At 54.3% G+C, this 20818-nt stretch carries 17 protein-coding genes and 1 pseudogene; 1 reads left to right on the forward strand and 17 read right to left on the reverse strand.

The genetic code is table 11. The features are described 5' to 3' along the window. Window positions 1–16: 16 nt before the first annotated feature. The 13 genes and pseudogenes from LDN04_RS15065 to LDN04_RS16865 form a co-directional block, all read right to left on the reverse strand. Window positions 17–2356: a heavy metal translocating P-type ATPase gene (locus tag LDN04_RS15065; RefSeq protein WP_223912390.1), complete on the reverse strand. Its 2340-nt coding sequence runs from the start codon at window positions 2354–2356 to the stop codon at window positions 17–19. Window positions 2357–2439: 83 nt separating this feature from the next. Continuing rightward, window positions 2440–3678 (reverse strand): glycosyltransferase, encoded by a 1239-nt coding sequence (locus LDN04_RS15070; protein ID WP_223912393.1) that lies wholly within the window; start codon window positions 3676–3678, stop codon window positions 2440–2442. A 2-nt stretch (window positions 3679–3680) separates the two neighbouring features. After that, complete coding sequence (locus LDN04_RS15075) at window positions 3681–4328, reverse strand: DUF5752 family protein (protein ID WP_223912396.1); 648 nt, start codon at window positions 4326–4328, stop codon at window positions 3681–3683. Between the two features lie 100 nt (window positions 4329–4428). Continuing rightward, complete coding sequence (locus tag LDN04_RS15080; protein WP_223912399.1) at window positions 4429–6219, reverse strand: glycoside hydrolase family 15 protein; 1791 nt, start codon at window positions 6217–6219, stop codon at window positions 4429–4431. Window positions 6220–6463: 244 nt separating this feature from the next. Beyond that, window positions 6464–6598, reverse strand: a complete 135-nt coding sequence (locus LDN04_RS16855) for a hypothetical protein (RefSeq protein ID WP_255573442.1) — start codon at window positions 6596–6598, stop codon at window positions 6464–6466. Between the two features lie 122 nt (window positions 6599–6720). Beyond that, on the reverse strand, window positions 6721–8406 hold the full coding sequence (gene actP, locus LDN04_RS15085) for a cation/acetate symporter ActP (RefSeq protein WP_374045175.1): 1686 nt from the start codon (window positions 8404–8406) through the stop codon (window positions 6721–6723). A 26-nt stretch (window positions 8407–8432) separates the two neighbouring features. After that, window positions 8433–8744 (reverse strand): DUF485 domain-containing protein, encoded by a 312-nt coding sequence (locus tag LDN04_RS15090; RefSeq protein WP_223912405.1) that lies wholly within the window; start codon window positions 8742–8744, stop codon window positions 8433–8435. A gap of 121 nt (window positions 8745–8865) precedes the next feature. Continuing rightward, window positions 8866–9639 carry an IclR family transcriptional regulator gene (locus LDN04_RS15095; RefSeq protein WP_223912407.1) on the reverse strand — a complete coding sequence of 258 codons (774 nt, stop codon included), beginning with the start codon at window positions 9637–9639 and terminating at the stop codon, window positions 8866–8868. A gap of 1287 nt (window positions 9640–10926) precedes the next feature. Further along, window positions 10927–12459: a nuclease-related domain-containing protein gene (locus tag LDN04_RS15100; RefSeq protein ID WP_223912409.1), complete on the reverse strand. Its 1533-nt coding sequence runs from the start codon at window positions 12457–12459 to the stop codon at window positions 10927–10929. A 255-nt stretch (window positions 12460–12714) separates the two neighbouring features. Next, the gene (locus tag LDN04_RS15105) at window positions 12715–13044 is read right to left on the reverse strand and encodes a hypothetical protein (protein ID WP_223912411.1); all 330 of its coding nucleotides are present in this window, start codon (window positions 13042–13044) and stop codon (window positions 12715–12717) included. Between the two features lie 125 nt (window positions 13045–13169). Beyond that, window positions 13170–13673, reverse strand: a complete 504-nt coding sequence (locus LDN04_RS15110) for a tetratricopeptide repeat protein (RefSeq protein WP_223912413.1) — start codon at window positions 13671–13673, stop codon at window positions 13170–13172. 80 nt (window positions 13674–13753) lie between these two features. Then, window positions 13754–14149: an FKBP-type peptidyl-prolyl cis-trans isomerase gene (locus tag LDN04_RS16860; RefSeq protein WP_374045176.1), complete on the reverse strand. Its 396-nt coding sequence runs from the start codon at window positions 14147–14149 to the stop codon at window positions 13754–13756. A 42-nt stretch (window positions 14150–14191) separates the two neighbouring features. After that, window positions 14192–14470, reverse strand: a pseudogene (locus LDN04_RS16865) (ComEA family DNA-binding protein); the annotation flags it as partial. Window positions 14471–14724: 254 nt separating this feature from the next. Here LDN04_RS16865 and LDN04_RS15125 point away from each other — a divergent pair. Then, window positions 14725–16050, forward strand: a complete 1326-nt coding sequence (locus tag LDN04_RS15125) for a cytochrome C (RefSeq protein ID WP_223912415.1) — start codon at window positions 14725–14727, stop codon at window positions 16048–16050. Window positions 16051–16080: 30 nt separating this feature from the next. Here LDN04_RS15125 and LDN04_RS15130 read toward each other — a convergent pair whose 3' ends face one another. The 4 genes from LDN04_RS15130 to LDN04_RS15145 all read right to left on the reverse strand — a co-directional run bounded on the left by LDN04_RS15130 (window position 16081) and on the right by LDN04_RS15145 (window position 20810). Further along, window positions 16081–16530 carry a hypothetical protein gene (locus LDN04_RS15130; protein ID WP_223912417.1) on the reverse strand — a complete coding sequence of 150 codons (450 nt, stop codon included), beginning with the start codon at window positions 16528–16530 and terminating at the stop codon, window positions 16081–16083. Window positions 16531–16626: 96 nt separating this feature from the next. Continuing rightward, window positions 16627–17535: an NHL repeat-containing protein gene (locus LDN04_RS15135; protein WP_223912419.1), complete on the reverse strand. Its 909-nt coding sequence runs from the start codon at window positions 17533–17535 to the stop codon at window positions 16627–16629. A 5-nt stretch (window positions 17536–17540) separates the two neighbouring features. Continuing rightward, window positions 17541–18821, reverse strand: coding sequence for a cytochrome c3 family protein (locus LDN04_RS15140; protein WP_223912421.1), 1281 nt, complete (start codon window positions 18819–18821; stop codon window positions 17541–17543). A gap of 12 nt (window positions 18822–18833) precedes the next feature. Next, window positions 18834–20810: a cytochrome c3 family protein gene (locus tag LDN04_RS15145; protein WP_223912424.1), complete on the reverse strand. Its 1977-nt coding sequence runs from the start codon at window positions 20808–20810 to the stop codon at window positions 18834–18836. Window positions 20811–20818 lie beyond the last annotated feature (8 nt).

Below are 20818 nucleotides of genomic sequence, written 5' to 3' on the forward strand. Positions count from 1 at the left end.
TTTTATTAATTGCCTTCTATCGGAGACGTGCCCACCTGAGACGGAGGGCATTACCCACAACCGAAACCGAGCTTAGGCTCATGGCCGCGGCAGCAATGACGGGGCTCAACAGAATACCGAAAAAGGGGTAGAGCACCCCGGCTGCCACGGGGACACCTACGGAGTTGTAGACAAAAGCGAAGAAGAGGTTCTGTTTGATGTTTCGCATGGTCGCCCGACTGAGGAGAAGCGCCCGGACAATGCCGCGCAGGTCCCCCTTGACAAGGGTCACACCGGCACTTTCCATCGCCACATCGGTCCCCGTCCCCATGGCGATTCCCACTGTGGCTTGGGCGAGGGCCGGCGCGTCGTTTATCCCGTCCCCTGCCATGGCCACGACTCTTCCCTGTTCCTGAAGTTCCTTCACTTTGTCGGCCTTTCCCTCCGGCAGAACCTCGGCGATCACCTCATCGATGCCGAGCTTTTCCGCAACCACCTTGGCCGTGATACGGTTGTCGCCGGTAAGCATGACAACATGGATCCCCTCCCCGTGCAACTTCCTGATCGCCTCCTGGGTCGTACTCTTTATGGGGTCTGCGACGCCGAGCAGTCCGGCTGTCTTGCCGTCGACCGCGACGAACATGATCGTCTCCCCTTCGACGCGCCTGGCCTGAGCCTGGTTGATGAGAAAATCGGCTTCAATACCGAAGCTTTCCAGGAACGGCCGGTTGCCGAGGAGGATATCCCTGCCGTCCACCCGCCCTTTGACCCCCTTGCCGGGCACCGACTCGAAGGATTCGGCCCCTGCAGGTTGGATCCCCCCCTCCCGCGCTCCGTTTACGATGGCGGCGGCCAGGGGATGCTCGCTCCCAAGTTCCAGACTCGCCGCCAGAAAGAGAAGCCGTTCGCCGTCAAGTTCGCCGACGGTCTCGATTGACATAAGCCGCGGCTTCCCCTCGGTGAGGGTGCCCGTCTTGTCCACCACGAGGGTATCCACCTGGCGCAGAAGCTCGATCGCCTCGGCGTTTTTGAAGAGTACTCCCATGGTGGCACCTTTGCCGGTGGCAACCATGACCGACATGGGGGTGGCGAGCCCCAAAGCACAGGGGCAGGCGATGATGAGGACCGCAACGGCATTCACCAAAGCGTGGGCCATGCGCGGCTCCGGCCCGAAGAGCCCCCATGCGACAAAAGTCGCCACGGCTACCAGCACCACGGCCGGGACGAACCAGCCGGCAACGACATCAGTCAGCTTCTGGATCGGCGCCCGGCTTCTCTGAGCTTCGGAGACCATGCGCACGATCTGCGCCAGGACGGTTTCGGCGCCGACCCGTTCGGCGCGCATCACCAGACTGCCTGTGCCATTTACCGTGGCCCCGGTCACCCGATCCCCCGGCCCTTTCTCAACCGGGATAGGTTCGCCGCTGAGCATAGATTCATCCACACTGCTCCTTCCTTCGAGCACCGTCCCGTCAACCGGCACTTTTTCTCCGGGACGAACGCGCAACCGATCCCCGGAAGCAACCCGGTCGAGCGGCACGTCTTCCTCCGTACCGTCGTCCATGACGAGGCGCGCAGTTTTTGGAGCAAGCCCCAGAAGCGCCCTTATGGCGGCACCGGTCCGGGAGCGGGCCTTCAGTTCCAGCACCTGCCCAAGCAGGACGAGGGAGACAATCATGGCCGCCGCCTCGAAATAGACTGCCACCGCTCCATGGTCATCGCGAAAAGAATCGGGGAAAATGTCGGGAAAGAGGGTGGCTGCAACGCTGTAGAGGTAGGCGACGGCGACCCCCAGTCCGATGAGGGTAAACATGTTGAGACTGCGGTTAATGAGCGATTGCCACCCCCTGACAAGAAAAGGCCAGCCGCACCAGAGAACTACCGGCGTCGCCAGGAGGAGCTCAAGCCAACCGAAGCCGGCAGCTGGCACAACTCCCCTCAGTGGCATCCCGTGGAGCATCTCACTCATGGCCACGACAACGAGAGGGAGGGTAAGGGCGATTCCTATTCGGAAACGCCGCCGCATATCCGCCAGTTCGGGGTTTTGCTCCTCTTCGGGAGCGACTTGCAGCGGCTCAAGCGCCATGCCGCACTTGGGGCAGGCTCCCGGCCCACTTTGCACCACCTCCGGGTGCATGGGGCAGGTATAGGTTGCTCCCGTCACCGGTTCTTCAATCATTGCGCTACCGCTGGCGGCGATGTGGTTCTCGGGGGAGGCCTTGAATTTCTCCAGACAGTGACCACTGCAAAAGAACCAGCTTTTACCCTTGTACTCGAATCGGTGCGCGGTCGTAGCCGGATCGACGGTCATGCCACAGACTGGGTCAATAGCCGCGTCTGTTTCGCCACGACGGTCGTTAACCGAATCCCTTTGCATGAATAGTTCCTCTCTGTTCAAGCGGTGATGAACGGCACCGAAGGAGATCCGAAGAATACGGATAGGATTCCGGTAGGTGATTTTCAAACATAGAACATCTTCTCTTCACGTTTACTGAGAAGATGATGAAAAAGAGTCAGGTACTCTCGGAGATGCCTGGTGAGGAGAAAATGCTCACGCACGTATTCACGGGCCTTAATACCCATGCTGTTCCGCAGTTCGGCATGATGGAGCAGAAAACGGATTCGGTGAGCGGCGCCTTCGGGAGTGTTTACCAGAAAACCGGTATGGTAATTGACGACCTGGCTGCGAATCCCACCCACATCACCACCTATGACCGGTTTCCCTTTCCAGAGCCCCTCTGTGACGGTCAAACCGAAACCTTCCCTGGTCGACTTCTGTATCACGACATCGGCCAGACGCTGCAGTGCGTTGATAGTACGATGGTCATCGGGGGGAAGGAGCAACACATGGATATCAGGGTCACCGGCAGCTGCTTCAAGCACGTCGTCCAGCATGGCTTTTCCTTCCGGATCATCGGTAGCTCCGCCACCGGCAAGAATCAACTGGATCGGACTAACCCTGCGAACCAACCGATAGGCTTCAATCACGCCAATTGGGTCCTTGAAGCGATCAAAGCGGGATATCTGAACTACAAGCGGTCGGTAAGGGTCCAGTCCGAACCTTGCCCTTGCTTCCTCTAGTTCGCTTGCGCCGAGATCGCAGTTTTTGTCACTCAGGGGATCGATGCTGGGAGCAATCAGGAACTGGGGATGGGGAAGTGGCAGGGCGAACTGGCACATGGAAAAGATGCTGGCGTCATACCCCACGACAAAGTTCTTCAGTGTTTTCCAAGTCGGGCGGAACGGGTGACTGATATCGATATGGCCGCGCCAGATCCATTTCCCTTTTCTGTCGCTGCAGAGATTGAGCAATGGTGCGGGCTGAGGATCATGGATGATGACCACATCGGCATCCTCCAGTAACGAACGCAGCCGCTCGAAGTTCACGGCATTGACATCCTGGTAGGTCTGCCAGCCTGCGGAGGAAATGGTGACCGGAAAACCTTGCAGGCCGTTATGGATGGATTTCGTGACGCTGAAAAAGTCTCCAGACCCGGTAATCACTTCCCAATGTGCATTCAGCCCCAGATCCTCCATGAGGGGAACCATCCAGCCAAGGATTTCCGCCACTCCGCCTCCTTCACGGGTGGAGTTGACATGTACGACCCTTTTCCCGGCAAGTTTTTCGCCGAGTTGCCGGAGTTGCCTGATGACTGCCGTTCCCACAATCCCTTCATAGGCTTCAAGTTTGCGTCCCATAGTCATTCTCCTTGCATGGCCACAACGGCTGCCAGTTCGTTCTTGAGTTCGGCAAGGGTGAGGAACATGAAATCGATAGACTGCAGTGCCTGGATATATGACTCGAAATCGTTCCCCCAGTCGGCAAGCCAGGCGGAGAAATCGTCAATGCAAACGGGTGGGCGACGCTTCGCCTCCAGAAAATGAAAATAGATGCTGCTATTGGTCATGTTGAGGATGGCATTTCTCAGACCGGTTGGATGTTCAATTACGTTCCCGGTATCAAAAACGACGGTCGTTGCTTCCAGGAAATAGAATTCGGAGCCGGGGAGTGCGGTGGGTACTACTTGAACCTCACTCAAGCGCTCATCTATAATGTCAAGCACCTGAGAACGGAGAATTTCGATATCGGCGGCAAGGTAAGGATCAATGACCCCGAGACGTTCCGCCAGCACCCGGTCACTGAGATGGAGCTTGGACCAGACGGCGAAATCATTGCGGTAGTCAGGATTGTCGAAAAAGGGGACCAGGGGTGTTTCACAGAAATGGTGATAGAGAACATCGGCACTGCATATGGCAAGCCGGTCACGCAGTTCCCGTAAATTTACGGCAGCCGGCAAACCACTCATATTGGTCAAAAGTGTGCAATCGCTCACGTGAAATGGTTTCATCGTGCACCTCTTGTCTCAGGCGTCCATCACATTTTTGCCGGGACGGTCAGGAACTATGCAGCCTTTCCCTTTCTTTGCAAGATAGGCTTTTCCGCATTTTTTAAAAGGCATGGTCCCATCGCTTGCTGAGACGGATGGCAGAGTTTATGAGTCCAACCATGCTGTAAGTCTGGACAAAATTTCCCCATTGCTCGCCGGTACGCACATCCAAATGTTCGGCCATCAATCCATGGCGGTTATGACGCGCCAGCAGATTTTCGAACAGCTGCCGAGCTTCATCACTGCGGCCGAGTGCCACCAGAGCGTATATGTACCAGTAGGTACAGACAATGAAAGCGTTTTCGGGTGCACCGAAATCATCCTCCTCCACATACCTGAAAATGTAATCGCTATGCCGCAGCTCTTTCTCGATTGCAACCACGGTTCCTGTAAATCGGGGGTCTTCCGCCGCAAGAAATCCCACATCGTGCATCAGCAGAAGGCTTGCATCCATGGTATCTCCCTCGAACGATGCGGCGAAAGCCTTCTTACGTTCGTTCCAGGCACGCTCACAGATAGTTGCATGAATACGCTCAGCCTGTGTGCTCCAAAAGGTGGCACGTTCGGCCAAATCGAGTTTCGTGGCGATTTTTGCCAGCCGGTCGCATGCCGCCCAGCACATGATGCTGGAAAAGGTGTGCACCCTCTTGGTCCCACGCAACTCCCACAATCCGGCATCCGGTTGGTCGTGAACCTGTATGGCGGTTTCTCCGAGCGGCTCAAGACGATGGAACAGGGCCGTATCGCCACGATTCACCAAACGCTGGTCGAAAAAGACATGGGTTACCGCAAGGATTGCCGAACCGTACACGTCATGCTGAAGCTGTTCATATGCCTGATTGCCAACCCTGACCGGTCCCATGCCGCGGTATCCAGGGAGAGTATTGATTTCACTCTCCTCGAGTCGTGCCCGGCCATCTATGCCGTATACCGGTTGAATCTGCTTCCCAGGAGCAACAGCGACCACGTTGATCAGGTAACTCAGGTAGTGTTCCATGGTTCGGGTAGCGCCCAGGCGATTCAACGCGTTGACTACGAAATAGGAATCACGAATCCAGCAATAGCGATAATCCCAGTTTCGTCCGGAATCGGGTGCTTCGGGAATTGATGTGGTCATGGCGGCAATGATGGCCCCCGTATCATCAAAGGTATTAAGCTTGAGGGTAATCGCAGCGCGAATGACTTCGTCCTGCCACTCAAAGGGAATTCCCAGGTCACGCACCCATTCGTGCCAGTAGGAAAGCGTTTCAGCTTGGAACCTCTGGGCCAGTTCCTGAATGCCTCCCGGGATCGTCTCGTCGGGGCCGAAGATCAGCGTTATCCGATCTTCAAGAAAAAAAGGTATCTCCTGAAGAATGGAGGTAATGGATGCGTCCGTGCTGAGCCGCATTACCCCATTGGGCGATACGTAACGGATGTGGTGACTGCCGTAGGTGATATCGCATCGTCCCCGGCCATAATCATGGGAGGGGCGGATATGAAGCTGAATGCGGGGACTCCCCTGCAGGCGATGAACTGTTCTGATCAGCATCGTCGGCGTAAACATCCGACCATACTGCCGGAAGCGCGGAGCGAAGTCGGTGATCTCAACAACCCCACCCTGGGCATCAGTAAGGCGTGTGACAAGCAGTGCCGAGTTTGCAAGATAGGTCTGTTCGGCCCCTATCTGATCTTTCATTTCCACAGAGCAATAACCTATCCGGTCTGTTGCAGCACTATTGCCGAGCAGGGAACAGAAAACGGGATCGCCATCAAAACGCGGCAAGCAATACCAGACGATCTCAGAGGTAGTGTCGATCAGTGCGCCTATCTGACAGTTGCCTATGAGGCCGAGGTCGAGAGAATTTGCCATAAACAAACTCCTTTGCAACGTACTTTTGTAGGAACCTTAGGTATGTACACATTATTTGCTTATGCAAAATTATAGCAGGTGTTTAGTGGTGTTCATCTACTCTGGCATTTATGAACAGCGAAAATCAAAACTCAGTATTGAAGGAAGCCCCTCTTAATACAGGAAAAAACGACAACTAATACTCCACTGAAAAAAAAGGGGGGCATAGCCCCCCATATCATAACAATCTCTTTGGTGTGAGAAATCAGTGATCGATCGCCTTGGCCATGCCGATGCCGGTGTTCCGGCGGACATAAATCTCGTCAAACGTGTCGGAGCGCCTCGGTAAGAGCGGTTTGCAGAGACCTCTCAAGGAATGCGCCACCCATGTTCTTTTCATAGCTATATTTGCCTTTTTATAACGCCTTGGATCCAGGTCACCCAGAACAGCGAGGCTGCCTGTTTTCTCCGTGGCTGCCGGAGAATTTCCGGCAGCCAGTCCGAATCATAAATACCTCAGGTTTAGTGTTCAGCAGCCGCCTCAGCGCCCAAACCTGTTTCGGCACGGATCATCTGTGCATCGAATGCTGCACGTTCCTTCTTCGCGCTCTCGCTGCCGTCAGTTACTGACGCAACATAGGCAACGATAAGCACCAAAGGGAGTACAACAAAGGTCGGGAAGTCATACGGGAAGATGGCAGGCCCCATGCTGAGAACCTTGGTCCATACGGTCGGTCCGATGATCAGCAGTCCGATAGAGCCAAAGATGCCGGTATAACCGCCCATCACCGCTCCGCGCGTGGTCAGGCCCTTCCAGAAAACAGACATTACCAATATGGGGAAGTTGGTGCAGGCGGCAATTGAGAAGGTCAGCGCCACGATATAGGCAACGTTCTGTTTCTCAAAGGCAATACCGAGGAGCACGGCAAGGATGCCCAGTCCGATAACACTCATCTTCGATACCCATACTTCTTTCTTCTCGTCCGCTTTACCCTTCATGATGACGCTCGCATAGATATCATGCGACAGAGCCGAGGCGCCGGCCAATGTCAGTCCGGATACAACGGCTAGGATGGTGGCGAAGGCAACCGCGGCGATGAAGCCGAGGAAGAAGTTACCGCCGATGGCGTGCGACAGATAAATAGCCGGCATGCTGCCGCCGCCCTTGAGATTGAGGACGCTCTTGGTGACATCAACCACATACTCCGGATTGTTGGCAACGAGAATGATGGCGCCAAAACCGATGATGAAGGTCAGGATGTAGAAATAGCCGATGAAGCAGGTGCCGTACAGAACCGATTTGCGAGCAGCCTTGGAATCAGTTGTGGTGAAAAATCTCATCAGGATGTGCGGCAGGCCAGCAGTACCGAACATCAGCGTGAGGCCCAATGAAATGGACTCGATGGGATTAGCCTTTGCACCGATCGGCACCACTGACTGCATGATTTTTATACCTTTGGGATGAAGGGCCACTGCATCGGAGAACAGTTTTGCAAAGCTGAAGCCCTCGTGAAGCATCACGCCAAACGCCATGCAGGACGCACCGCCCAAGAGCAGGCCGGCCTTGATGATCTGTACCCAGGTTGTGGCCTTCATGCCGCCCAGGGTAACGTAGAGGATGATCAACACACCAACGATTACGATGGACAGCTTGTAGGACATTTGCGGGACAAGGGTGTGCAGCAACTGTCCGGCGCCCACCGCCTGGCCGATCAGATACCAGATGACGACGATCAGAGAGCTTATGGCCGCCATGATGCGGATCGGTCTCTGTTGGAGACGGAAGGAGACAACGTCGGCGTAGGTGTATTTACCCAGGTTTCGAAGCCGTTCCGCGACCAGGAACAGGATGATCGGCCAACCGACCAGCCAGCCGACCGAAAAGATCAGGCCGTAGAAACCGTTGAAGTACACCAGGGCAGCGATACCAAGGAACGACGCGGCCGACATGTAGTCGCCGGCGATGGCCATGCCGTTCTGTAAACCGGTAACGCCACGCCCGGCGGCATAGAAGTCGGACGCGGTCTTGGTGTGGGTTGCAGCCCAGTAGGTAATGCCCAGGGTAATGCCGACAAAAATAAGAAACATGATAATGGCGTGCCAGTTGAGTGGCGGTGCTGCCGCCGGGATCGCAGCAGCAGGCGCAGCCGCGGGGACATCAAAGGCATGCGATAGCGTGGAGACGAACAGCAGAGAAAGGGTCAACATTGCTGAAGAAACCGTTTTAAATATTTTCATTTGGATGCCTCCCGAACGATTTCTTCAATGATGGGGTCGAAGGTCTTGTTTGCCATGTAAACATAAATTCCTGTCGTTGCACATGAGGCCAGTATTACGCCGAGGCCAATCAGCATGCCTGTCGGGATGACACTGCCGGCAGCGATGGGGGTAGTGAGAATATCAGGGGTATACGCAATCATCAGGGTGAAACCGAAATACAGAACACAGACAACTGCCGAGAGCGTCCAGCCAAGCGTATTGCGTCGATGGACCAATTCAAGGTATTTAGGATTGCTTTGTATCTTGCTTGCGATTATTACCGACATAGCTTCCTCCTTGTGGGATGTTTTTGAATTTCAGCGCGAACCAGTTTCTACCCTCTTCTATTATTTTGTTGCTGCAGCCTTGTCATTCCTCCTTTCCTGGTTAGTTGTGTTTTACTTTCAGTTATCCCCGCGCGTAACCGAACCTTCCGGAAAGCATCTCCGCCCCCTCACGTAATGAGGGAATAATTTCATTTTCCAGTCGCTCTGCCAGCATCCTGAACGATGGGCCCAGAATCGTTATGGCGCCAACGACCTTGCCAGCGTAATCTTTGACTGCCACTGCAACGCTGATGATACCGTCTCCCAGACCATCGCAATCGACAGCCACCCCTTTTTGTCTGATGTCAGCCAGTTCGTTCTCCAGCAGGTCCAAATTACAAAGGTCCTGTTTCCGCACTGTTCTCTTGAGCACTTTATTCAGTTCCTTTGTTTCCAAGGCTCTGATGACCTTGCCGGCAGCATTGCTGAAGTACGGGAAACGCTTGCCTATCAGTGGAGCCGCCTTGACTTTTTGCTCGCAGTCAACCATGTCCAGGAACGTCACCTCGTCATCCTTCAGGACCGTCATGTACACCGCTTCATCGTGTTTTTTTGCCAGTTCTTCGATAACCGGATGCGCATGGACAATAATGTTGGAGGAATGCAATATTTTCTGGGAAAGTCCAACGGCGCGGACGCCAAGCCCATAATTGCCGCTTCCGGGATACCTTTCCACAATTCCCCGTTTTTCGAGCGTTACCATGAGTCGAAATGCCTTGTTTTTACTGATATTCAATACGGAGCAGAGACGGGGTATCGTTACCTGCGTCATATCTTCAATTGTTATCAGTTCCAGTATGTCAAATACATTTTCCACGGTTCGTACGGAATAATCTTGAATGTTTGTTTTCACCATTTTTATATCTCCCTCGCTTCTTTTAAGTTCTGGAGCATGGGGATAGGCATCGAGCGCGAAATTGCAGAGATCAACGAATACGCTCGAAAAGCCTGTTTATACTCGATCCGGAATGCAAAGCGGCGACACATGATGCACTTGAGCCCTTGCCGCCTGAAACGGTGGACAACTCTCAATAGCAGCGATAATGAATCACCCCGCCGCAAGCAGCGGGGTATCTACTGCAAGTAATGCATCGCTTCTTGCAATGCGACACAACAACGCCCCAAGGGGCGGTGAATTCTACCCGCAGAGATTAAAACTGCTGTTTTGAGACGTTGAGCCTCATAAAGCATTACTGAGAAGAAAGGATGAATCAGGAAATCAGGGACATGAATGAAGGTGGTGCGCGAGCGGCCAGGCTTTCGGTTAATATGAAAGTCGGTGAGGAGGGCTTTACGGTAGGGGCTAACAGCGTTATGCGTTGAACTGGAGCGAGGCAGAAAAACCTTGGGGGTTCAGCGGCTTCAGCGTTCAACCACTTGACTATATCAAGTGACTTTTGTGTGGTGTTTTCGATAACAGCACGCGGGCGCTGCTTGGGTGTGCTTCCTCCCGACAGGCAAGGATTGCGCATCCCCAGGAAGAGCAGGAAGAACGCTGCGACAAAAATTGTGCTGATGAGTAACTTCCTGTTCATGGTAACCCGTTTTGTATCGCGCCGATTTATTGCGTTGCTGACACTCAATAGTAATGCGTAAAATATTATTTGCTGTTGCAAAATATAACAACTTTTTATTTACCATGCAACTATAATTTTTGTTTTTTTATTTAAACCACAACCTACTGTTTTAAAAAGGCATAATTCACAAAAACCGTCCCAAAGACGCGTTTACAAAAACTGCGTTGCGGAAAAATCACCGCACGTTCTTGCTACTTCTATGCGTACAGGCGCTTAAACAAGACACGTAGGAATGCCTTTACAATAGGCTTTGCCAACGTTTTATGCTAAAAAACAACGTGATAGCTCTTCGTGATTGACATGCAAGGCGGTTACGAATCATGCAGATGAAGGGAATGTTATGGCAAGTACCCCAGTAGTTGTGGCGGACATCATTGACAACATACGACGTTTTTTTCAGGTGGTTAATGAGCACTCCAAGCATGCAGAGCGGGAAACGGGATTGGCGGGTCTCAGTTGTGGGCGATCAAGGTAATCGCCGAAGCCGGACCGGTAAAACCTTCCGAACTAGACCGGTCAAGATTGTGAGAGCAAGCCTCCGCTCCGGGATCAACACGTAATGCGCCTCATTTCCCACGGATCAGATTCTCGATCTGTTCGGGAGAAGGACGCTTGGTAAAGGCGTTCATGCGACGGGCCTCGGCGTCCAGATTCCCGAGCAGGCCGACCAGCCGGTCGAAGGTGGTGACCCGGTAGAATTTGCCGATTTTTTCATCCAACCCCGCGATGTCAGTCCTTTCCGGAAAAACGATGACCCCGTAGATCGACAGTTTCCACCTTCCCCGTTTCACCAGGTTCATCAGGCTCATGGTGTATTCGCGCACCTGGTGGTACGGGTTCGTCCCCCAGGCGCTCTTGACTTCCATCGTCGTGCCGTCGGCGCTGTGGCAGAGCCAGGCGGTGTTCTCCAGGTCACCCTCCGCAACGATTCTTCCCGAATAGTTTTTCGCCTCGACCACGACCAGACAGTCCCTGCTGATGACCATGCAGTCCACAAACTGGCTTCCCCCCCTGCCGATGGCGACATCGAAATTGGTGACCACGTTCCAGTCACCCTTCTGGCACCGGGGACTGTTCGCGATAGCGGAGTACACCTTCTTCTCGAAACTGTTGGCAAACTGGGGATTTATGGCGATTTCCAGGGCCGTCGAAGCACCGGGCCGATCTTTCCGGGGGTCTTTCCGGTATTTTTCGAACTCGGCCTGGAGCGCCTGTTTCTGCAGGTTGGTCCGTTCCAGCTCATCCCTGAAGGCCACCGACTGCTGGGTCTTTTCCTCCTCCAACTCCCGGATGAGGGTTTCCGCGCTCCGGCGGTAGTCGTCGACATTCTGCAGCTTCCGCTCCAGTTCCCGTATCCTGCCAATGTACGCTTCGAACTGAATGTGGGAACGGCGTTCCTCTTCCTCGAGCTGCCGTTCCTTTGCCTCGAACTGCCGCAGGAAGATGTCCGCATCCCGGAGCAGGTCGTGTTCCCGCAGCCGGGCATTTTTTCGCTCGATCCGGCGTAATTTCAGGAACAGTTCCATAAGTATCCAGAACCCCAATCCCCCCGACAGGCACGTTGTCATGCTAATCAGGTAGCGTCGCCAGAGATCGTCGTTTCGGAAGGGATCCTTCATCCAGAGGCGGTAGTCTTCTATGAAGGTCGGGATAGTACTGATGGAATAGACGCGGCCGATAATCGTCCCCTTGCCGGCCCCCCCCTTCGCCTGGTGCTCCAGAATGTCGAGGATTGAGGAAGATGGCCGGCGCAGAACCACGTAAGGATAGCGTATCAAGTCTTCCGTGCGGATCCCTCCGCTACGGATCAAGGCAGGATTGGTCGCAAACAGAATTTTCTGTCCGCTGCATGTCTCCTTCATTTCCGTGCAGTCGGTTATCGCCAGGGCGTAGATGCCGGCGTTCCTGTCAAGCAGTTCCTGAAGCTTTGCAAGGTTTCCCTCAAGGAGCAGTTTTGCCAGCTGGCTGGAATCGAGACCAAACCGCGCTTCCGCATGTATCTTCACCAGCGCTCTGCCCATGTAATCTGCATAATTCCGGTTGTTCAGATACCGGGCAGCAACGACCGACAGATACAGGCAGAGGCAGAGTCTCGTCAAGATATACAGGCCCTGTCTGAACGACCTTGGGGAAAGCATGGGGCAAGCTCCTTGCAGTGTGCTTTTCAGGATTATCTTGTAACGGCAGGTGGATTATTGCACATGCCGGAGATAATCTAAAGCACGAAATTCAACAAATCCGGGCAGATACCGACTGTCGCCAAGGAAAAAACCGCAGCCCCCTGAAAAGGGAGCCGCGGCTCTGGAGAAGTTAATATATGTTGTTAACCTGCGGATGCTCTCGACGGTGGACGGTTACTCCATCCTCACATACACCGCCTGCTCCCCCTGTCCGTTCAGGGTGAATACATTTTTTTCCACGCTTCCTGTCAATGAACGTACTTGCCCTTGGAAAGGGATATCGATTCTCACCTCACTCCCCTTCACAACCGTCCACGTAAAGGGGAGCGAGGGGCTGTCCTTCACAAGAAAAATCCCTGTCTTGTCGCTCTTGAATTCCACAATTTCCGGTAACGACTGGTTTTTCCATTTGCCGACCAACCGGGTGTCGGCCTTGCTGCATCCGACCAGACAGGAAAGTGAGACCACGCAAACCATCAACAGTGCCATTTTCAGAAACTTCATAACCTTTCACCTCGTGAATACCTGACAATTTTTGAACCCGGCGCGTCCAGGCTCCCGGTTGTACATCCATTCCGACTGGCGAGGAACCGGGCCGTCCACTCCAGCAGACCCTTAACTGAACTGTCCTACTGTTTTTCACCCATGACTCGCAATAGCTTCTGCGCATTCACATTCCCTTGGCGGGCGGCCTTGCGCAGCCACTTCACCGCCTTTTCATGGTCTTTTGCGACCCCTTCCCCATTGGTATACATGAGGCCCAGATTGAACTGTGACGGGGCATGCCCCTTTTCAGCAGCCATGAGATACCATTTTGCCGCCTCCGGCACATTCTGGGCAACGCCATCACCCTTGTCATACATCATCCCCAGGTTGTTTGCGGCTATGGCGTTTCCCTTCTCTGCTGCCAGCCTCAACCATTTCACTGTTTCCTTTTTGTCGGGGGGTACACCTTCGCCCTTGTAGTACATGATGGCGAGCAGGTAGGCAGACTGGGCGCCTCCATCCGCCTTTAACTCGCGCAAGGCGGTCGGATAGTCATGGTGCTGGTAGGCAGAATACCCCGTCGAGAAATTTGCCCCGGCGGACTGGGCGAAGACGGCGGCAAGGCCCATGCAAAGAAGCTGGAACATTTTGTTTCGTGTTGCGTTTGTCATCACTTTCTCCCTGTACTTGTTTCTGGTTCTCCCCACGGTATCTGTCATGCCCGTAATCAGTTGACCTCCAGCAATTCTATTTCAAAAATAAGGGTAGCACCGGGAGGAATTACACCACCGGCCCCCTTTTTGCCGTAGGCGAGCTGAGAGGGAACGATCAGCCGCCGTTTCCCCCCCACTTTCATGGATTTGACCCCTTCGTCCCACCCCTTGATCACTTCGCCCTTGCCAACGACGAAGCTGAAGGGTTCATTGCGGTCAAGGGAACTGTCGAACTTGGTCCCATCCTTCAGCCAGCCGGTATAATGCACCTTGGCAGTCTTTCCCTGGTCAGGAGATATGCCCGTCCCTGTAACCAGATCCTGGTAGACAAGGCCACTGCGGGTCTTCACTTTTTTAGCACCGTTATTTATCTTCCCGGCAAAAGCTTTCCGTTCTTTCTCCCTGGTCACCCTGTCGTAGGCATTCAGGTCGATTGTGATCCTGTTGACGATGCCGTAGAAGGTATCGACGGGAATGACTTCCTTCTTCAACAACTGGGTCTTCATCTGATACGGGCGTCCCTCGATGATTTTTTTCGCCTCGCCCTCGCCGATGCCGGGCAGGGCCATCAACTGCTCGCGACTTGCCAGGTTCAGGTCGATGAGGCTTTTATCCGCGTTTTCCGCCTGGGCAGACGCCGAGATGTGGGCTTTCGGCTCTCTGGCAGAACCAGGTGGAACGAACATGGCCCCGACACATAAAACTATGACAATAACCGCACTAATTTTCATTCTGCTACCTCTCTTTGCTATTTAAAATAGTATGAGCATCAATCAGTGCTTCATCATACTGACTGGCAAAATTAATGTCTACAGCAACTGCTAGTTAGTATAATAATTTATCTGACATAAAGCATAGGAGTACACATTAATTACTGTCACAAATATACGGCTGACAGTTAAAAAAAGTTCAATATCAGACATTTATGTCGTTGACTTATAAAAAAAGAGCCGTATAATTATAAATCAATGCCTGGTGGTTACCTATGAAAACTTTTTATTTTAAGTTGACAATCCTCGCTTCTGCCTTGCTGGCATGTTCCGTTTCAGCAAAGGTTGCCCTTGCTTTCCACAACGGCGGTGTTGCCGGATGTGACGGCTGCCATACCATGCACAACTCGTCGGGAAATCTGCCGATGACGAAAGGCGGGGGACAGCCGGATAGAGGCTACGCTTATCTGCTCAAGGGCTCCGACCAGAGTTCGACCTGCCTCATCTGCCATGCGGGGTCAACCCCCACCGACAACTACAAGGTTGCCACCAATCCGGTCCCGGCACCGGGGTCGTATCCCCTCCAGTTGACCCCGGGAGGGGATTTCGCCTACCTGCAAAAGAACTACAATTGGGTCACCTCCACAGGAACTGCCCAATCCAGTCCCGGCGCAAACCACGGTCACAATATCAATGCGGCGGATTTTCTCTACTTCAGCAACGGCGCCCGCTGGTCGACCGCACCCGGGGGATTCTACCCGACAGCAAGTCTGGCCTGCACCAGCTGCCACGACCCCCACGGCAAATACCGCATACTGGATGCCGGCGGCACCACCATCGCCACAACGGGAAAGCCCATCGACGGCTCGGGGTCCTACGGGGCACAGCCTACTTCATCTGCCGCCGTCGGTTCCTACCGTCTCCTGGCAGGGCAGTACTACAAGCCGAGCTCTTTGCAAGGCAATTTCGGCTTTGTCGCCAACCCCCCTGTCGCGGTGGCTCCAGCCACCTATAACAGGTCAGAAGCTACTTCCGACACCCGGGTGGCCTACGGGCTGGGGATGTCCGAATGGTGCGGCAACTGTCATGGCGCCCTGACGCATAATACCGTCAATCCTGCGACTACGGTGGGCAATCACCCTTCCGGGTACAACGCCAAACTCAGCAATGTGGCTATGACTTACAACGCCTATATCTCTACCGGCAATCTCACCAACACCAATCCCGCCGTCGGATACAACTCGCTGGTACCATTCGAAGAGAGCATTTCCACCCTGTCAACCCTTGCCACCGATACGGGTAGCACTGCCGGCGCATCCCCCACCGACAATGTGCAGTGCCTCACCTGCCATCGCGCCCACGCCTCCGCCTGGGACAGCTGCACCAGGTGGAATACAGCCAAGGGGTCCTACCTGACCGTGTCCGGTTCCTATCCCGGGCTCGATGCCTCGACGCCACAGGGGCAGCAGGGTGAATATGCAACCGGCAAAACCATGGCGGAATACCAGCAATCCATGTATGGCAGGCCTGCCAGCAGTTTCGCCACCTTTCAATGGTCCCTGTGCAACAAATGTCATGAACAGGACCAGCACAAGCAATAGGCCATAGGGAACAGCGGACTTGGCACAGCCTTATTTCTTGCTGAAGCTGGCGTTCTCCACAATAACGCTGTAAAAATATCCTGCGCCAAAATCCCGGTTCCTCGCCAGTGTTCCCGTCAGGGTAACGACTGTATCCTTGGCCGGCAGCGGGTCGGAAGTGGTACAGGTAAGATCGTACGTACCATTGGCCGATGAGCCGGTCCCATCCTGGATGTGTACCCAGTTTTTGTCCATTATCCCGGCAGTAACCTTGACCACTTTGCCTCTGATAACGACTACTTTGCCATCAAGCTTGATGCTGTCCCGGTAGGCCTCCTCAACCGTCACGGCATTCGGGCCGGTTGCCTTCCTGATGGCCGTTTTAGCTGCCTTGGCCTGTGTGGTACGGCTATTGGTGGCTGAACCGTCGCCAAAAGAAGCGGATGCGAATGCAACAAACAGAAAGACCGGTATGAGCAGAAGCACAGACTTTTTTTCCATGATATCCTCGTTTTTCAGGTATTCGAAACGCTGGCGCCAGCCATTCGAGAGTGTCTCTCTCGTGGATGACGCCCTCAATTCTCTTTCAACACGTCATCATTTGGCCATTTCAAAAATCTGCACCCTGTTGTTGTCCCGGTCTGCTACAAAAAGGGCCCCCTTGTTGTTGAGGCATATCTGACCGGGATAGTAGAGCAGCCCCGGCTTCCACCCCATGCTGAGCATGCGGGTCCGGAACGACCCGTCCGGGCCGAGGGCGATTATGCCGCCGCCGTTCTGGTCAACCAGGTAGATATTCCCCCGGCTGTCGGTGGTGATATAGCCGGGAAAGTCCATGTCCGCCTTCATGCTTTTGGTCAGTGGGACAAAGGCCATGGCCTTCTTCTCCGCCACGAAGACTGTGGAGTTGGTGCCGTCTACCAGGTAGATGCTCCCCTCGGCATTTACCGCCAGATCGGTAAAGAAGCCATGGGGCGAAGGGAAAGGAACCTCCTTCAGGTACTTGCCGGCTGGATCAAGAACGATTACCCTTTCGGAATAAGTGTCCAGAATGTAGATGTTATCCTGTTCGTCGATCTTGAAGCTTTTGGGCACGGGGGCAGTCCCCCCCGGAAGCCCCTGAGGATCGAGGAAACCGATGAAAGCCCCCTGCTGGCTCAGCCGGAGTATGCGACGCAGTTTGCCGTCGAGAACAAAGATCTCCCCCTTGGAATTGAGCTGGAGCCGTTGCGGATAGATCATCTGGGGGAGCTTGACCTCCCCCCCCCCTTTTACCGCATCATCCTTGAAAGTATACGTCAGGAGCCGGCCGTTGCCGGTATCGCCGACGATGAACAGCCCCTCCTTGTTGCAGGCAACCCCCTGGGGGCTCTTCAGCATCCCCTCCTTGGCATCCGTAAGAACCGGCTGAACCAGTTTCAGCGTCGTCGTTTGGGCGCTGAAGGATTGGACGGGGATCATCAGCAATGCCAGGACCAGGTTAAGTCTGATTGTTCCAGTTATCATCGTCATCACCTCTTGAACTGTTCGTGACATTGCACGCAGAGATCACTTGTAGTGGGGAACGGTATGAAATGCTTGTATTCGGTGCCGTGCGCCCGGTGGCAGGAGAGGCACTGTACGGAGACGTTCTTGTTCCTCGGATCGCGGGTTTTCTCGCCGATGGGATGGGTGGAATGCTTCTGCCAGTCATGGCAGGTTCCACACAGGTCAATGACGTTTGCCTGGTTGAACAGGAAAGCGTTGTCGGAGGCATGGGGATCGTGGCAGGAGGTGCATTTCCCATCTTTTATCGGCTCGTGCTTGGTCATGGATTTCTCTTGCCGTCTGATGGTGTCCTGATGGCAGCGTCCGCAAGTGGTGATCAGGTCTGCCTTGATCAGTCCCTTCTGCTTTGAGGCATGGGGATTGTGGCAGCTCAGACACCCTTCCTTGTCGAGGATCGGCCAATGAACCCTGTTTTTGGCGAACATGGAGTTCACCTGGGTGCTGTGGCATACGCGGCAGAGCTCATAGCCGGCTTTCTTCGTCTTGAGCGGGGTGGTGGAATTGGCAGCCTCGTGACACTGGTTGCACATCTTGCTGACGACCGGTTTGTGGACGTTGTTATAGAGGATACCTCCCCTGTCCGAACCGTGGGGATCATGGCAACCGGTACATCTGGACCCTGCCACCGGGTAGCCCATGTGGCTCTTGATAAAATTGGGCCGGTCGGTCTTGTGACAGCCGATGCAGAGTGCCGGGACAGAATCCTTGAGCAGGAAATCGGCTTTGCCGGAAGCATGGGGATCGTGACAGGTGAGGCAGCCTTTAGTGACGGGTAAATGCTTGAATTTCGCCTTGCCGATCGTTTCCCCCATCCCCTTGTGACACTCAAAGCAGAGCTCGTTCCCCCCCTTGAGGAGATTGAACTTGCTGTTGGTGCTGTGGGGATCATGACACTTGGTGCAAGTGCCTTCGGCCACCACCTTGTGGACGCTCTTGGCACCGGCGGGCACCATGCTTTTGTGGCAGGTGGCGCAGATGTTCGTCATATCGGCCGCCAGCAACTTGCCGTGATCAGAGCTGTGAGGATTGTGGCAGCCAATACAATCCCCCTTCTTCAGCGGGGTATGGACCGAAGACTTGGCAAGCTTCTCCTTGAAGGCATCATGGCAATCCAGGCACAGCTTGCCGCTTGCTCCCGGTTTCAGCTTGAATTTGAGCTCGCTATCCTGGGCATTGGCGGTCAGGCAGATGCCCAGGGAAAGGGTGAGAATCAAAAGGACCAGACGGATATGGGATAAATTCATGACAAGCTCCTCTTATTGCTTTCCGACAATGTGACAATCCTCGCATGATCTGGCGGCAAAGGGAGGATGCACCGTTTCTTTGAAGAATTTGGCATCCTTCGATGCGTGCGGATCGTGGCAGCTCATGCAATTCATGTTGCCGACGCCGATGGAGAGATGTGCCTTGGCAAAGGACGCTGCCTTCAGATCATGGCACTGGGAACAGACTTCCGTCGTCTGATTGGCCAGCAGCGGCCGCACGTTGGCAAAGTGGGGCTTGTGGCATTCCTGGCAGTTCTTCTGTGCTGGTGGATGGGGGGTCTCTTTGGCAAGTTTTTCCTTCATCGGCTTGTGGCAGTTAACGCACAGGTCAGGCACTTGGGCGAGAAGCAGCTTGGTCAGCTTGGATTTATGGGGGTTGTGGCATTTGGTGCAGTTGCCTGCCGTTACCGGCTCATGCTTGCTTCCGGCGGCCTTCATCCCCTTTTCCAGCGTATCGTGGCAACCGAAACAAGTGGTATCCTGCTTCTGGGAAAGCATCCCTTCTACGCTGCTGGCATGGGGATTGTGACAAGCAAGGCAGTTCCCGTCGGCAAAGGGTTGATGGTTGGTGCCACCCACCTCCTGCTTCATGAAATCGCTGTGGCAGGGCTCGCACAGCTTGGGCACCTGCGCCTTGAGAAGTTTCTTCTCATCGCTGCCGTGGGCGAAATGGCAGGCAGTGCAGCTTCCCTGCAGAACCGGCTTATGGGTATGGCTCTGTTTGAACTTGCCTTCCAGATCGCTATGACAGCCGTAACAGACGGCATCCATCCGGTCTTTCAGCATGCGCGGCACACTTGATCCATGGGGGTTGTGGCATGACTGACAATCTCCGTCGCCAAAGGGCGGATGCATCACCTTGCTCGACTTCTGAGCTTCCTTCGTCTTGGCATGGCAGGCATAGCAAAGATCCGCTCCTTTGGCGATCAACAGTCTCTTGTTGGGTGCGGCATGGGGCTTGTGACAGGAAAGACACCCTTTGCCCTGGGTAACTGCGCCATGCTTGTACAGGGGAGCAGCCTTCTTGTCATCGTGACAGGTCACGCAGAGGCTATTGCCTTCATTCACGAGGAGGCTCAAATAGTCGGATGTATGAGGATTGTGACAGGAAAGACACTCACCGCTCTTGAACGGCGCATGCTCCACGGTCCCGCCCCCTTTCAGCTTGGCTGCCTCGTGGCACTGGTAGCAGAGTTCACTCCCCTTCACGGTAACGGCAAACGGATTCTTTGAAGTGACGGCATCGTGGCAACCATCACAGCCGCCGCTGGCCACGGGATTGTGGGCACTCGCCTTGAGAAGCTTGGGCTGGGTCGAAGAATGTGGATTGTGACAGATAGTGCAGCGGCTTTTTTCCACGGGGTAATTGGCGTGGGCTTTCCTGAAGGCACTGTTGCTGCTGTCATGGCAGTCAAGGCACAGCTTCGGCTCGGCTTTTGCGAGCAGATTCTTTTCATCTGAACTGTGCGCCAGATGGCAGGCCTTGCACCCATCCCTGGTCAGCGCCGTGTGTATCACCTTACTCTCAAATTTCTCTTTTTTATGGCACTGGTAACAAATCCCATTGCCTTCCGCATTCAGCAGGTATTTCGCTTGGGAGGCATGGGGGTTATGGCACAGGGAGCACTTGCCGGTTTTCAGCGCCGTGTGCACATTCGGCTTGTTCATGCCGATCTTTTCCTTGCTATGGCACTTGAAACAGAGGGTATTGGCCGGTCCCTTCAGAATGAGTTTCGGCACAATGCCATGACGTTGATGGCAATCCTCGCACTTCTTCTCCTTGACAACCTGATGGACGACCTTCATGTCCAGGTACTTGTCTGCGAACTTTTTGTGGCAGTCGAGACATTCCTTGCTGACGAATTTCTTTGCCGCAAGGGAAGGGGTGGCGGACAAGAGACAGACCACGCTGAAAAGGGCCAGTACCGCCACGAGCAGGGAATAGCGTCGCATTTTAATAACCTTCATGGTTCTCC

Source organism: Geobacter sp. AOG1 (assembly GCF_019972315.1).
In the GTDB taxonomy this organism is placed as follows: Bacteria; Desulfobacterota; Desulfuromonadia; order Geobacterales; family Geobacteraceae; genus Geomobilimonas.

Bases quoted from the DNA above. Each gene is read 5' to 3' on its own strand.
- LDN04_RS15065 (WP_223912390.1), bottom strand. From the start codon at position 2,356: ATGCAAAGGGATTCGGTTAACGACCGTCGTGGCGAAACAGACGCGGCT.
- LDN04_RS15070 (WP_223912393.1), bottom strand. From the start codon at position 3,678: ATGGGACGCAAACTTGAAGCCTATGAAGGGATTGTGGGAACGGCAGTC.
- LDN04_RS15075 (WP_223912396.1), bottom strand. From the start codon at position 4,328: ATGAAACCATTTCACGTGAGCGATTGCACACTTTTGACCAATATGAGT.
- LDN04_RS15080 (WP_223912399.1), bottom strand. From the start codon at position 6,219: ATGGCAAATTCTCTCGACCTCGGCCTCATAGGCAACTGTCAGATAGGC.
- LDN04_RS16855 (WP_255573442.1), bottom strand. From the start codon at position 6,598: ATGAAAAGAACATGGGTGGCGCATTCCTTGAGAGGTCTCTGCAAACCG.
- actP (WP_374045175.1), bottom strand. From the start codon at position 8,406: ATGTTGACCCTTTCTCTGCTGTTCGTCTCCACGCTATCGCATGCCTTT.
- LDN04_RS15090 (WP_223912405.1), bottom strand. From the start codon at position 8,744: ATGTCGGTAATAATCGCAAGCAAGATACAAAGCAATCCTAAATACCTT.
- LDN04_RS15095 (WP_223912407.1), bottom strand. From the start codon at position 9,639: ATGGTGAAAACAAACATTCAAGATTATTCCGTACGAACCGTGGAAAAT.
- LDN04_RS15105 (WP_223912411.1), bottom strand. From the start codon at position 13,044: ATGAAGTTTCTGAAAATGGCACTGTTGATGGTTTGCGTGGTCTCACTT.
- LDN04_RS15110 (WP_223912413.1), bottom strand. From the start codon at position 13,673: ATGTTCCAGCTTCTTTGCATGGGCCTTGCCGCCGTCTTCGCCCAGTCC.
- LDN04_RS15125 (WP_223912415.1), top strand. From the start codon at position 14,725: ATGAAAACTTTTTATTTTAAGTTGACAATCCTCGCTTCTGCCTTGCTG.
- LDN04_RS15130 (WP_223912417.1), bottom strand. From the start codon at position 16,530: ATGGAAAAAAAGTCTGTGCTTCTGCTCATACCGGTCTTTCTGTTTGTT.
- LDN04_RS15135 (WP_223912419.1), bottom strand. From the start codon at position 17,535: ATGATAACTGGAACAATCAGACTTAACCTGGTCCTGGCATTGCTGATG.
- LDN04_RS15140 (WP_223912421.1), bottom strand. From the start codon at position 18,821: ATGAATTTATCCCATATCCGTCTGGTCCTTTTGATTCTCACCCTTTCC.
- LDN04_RS15145 (WP_223912424.1), bottom strand. From the start codon at position 20,810: ATGAAGGTTATTAAAATGCGACGCTATTCCCTGCTCGTGGCGGTACTG.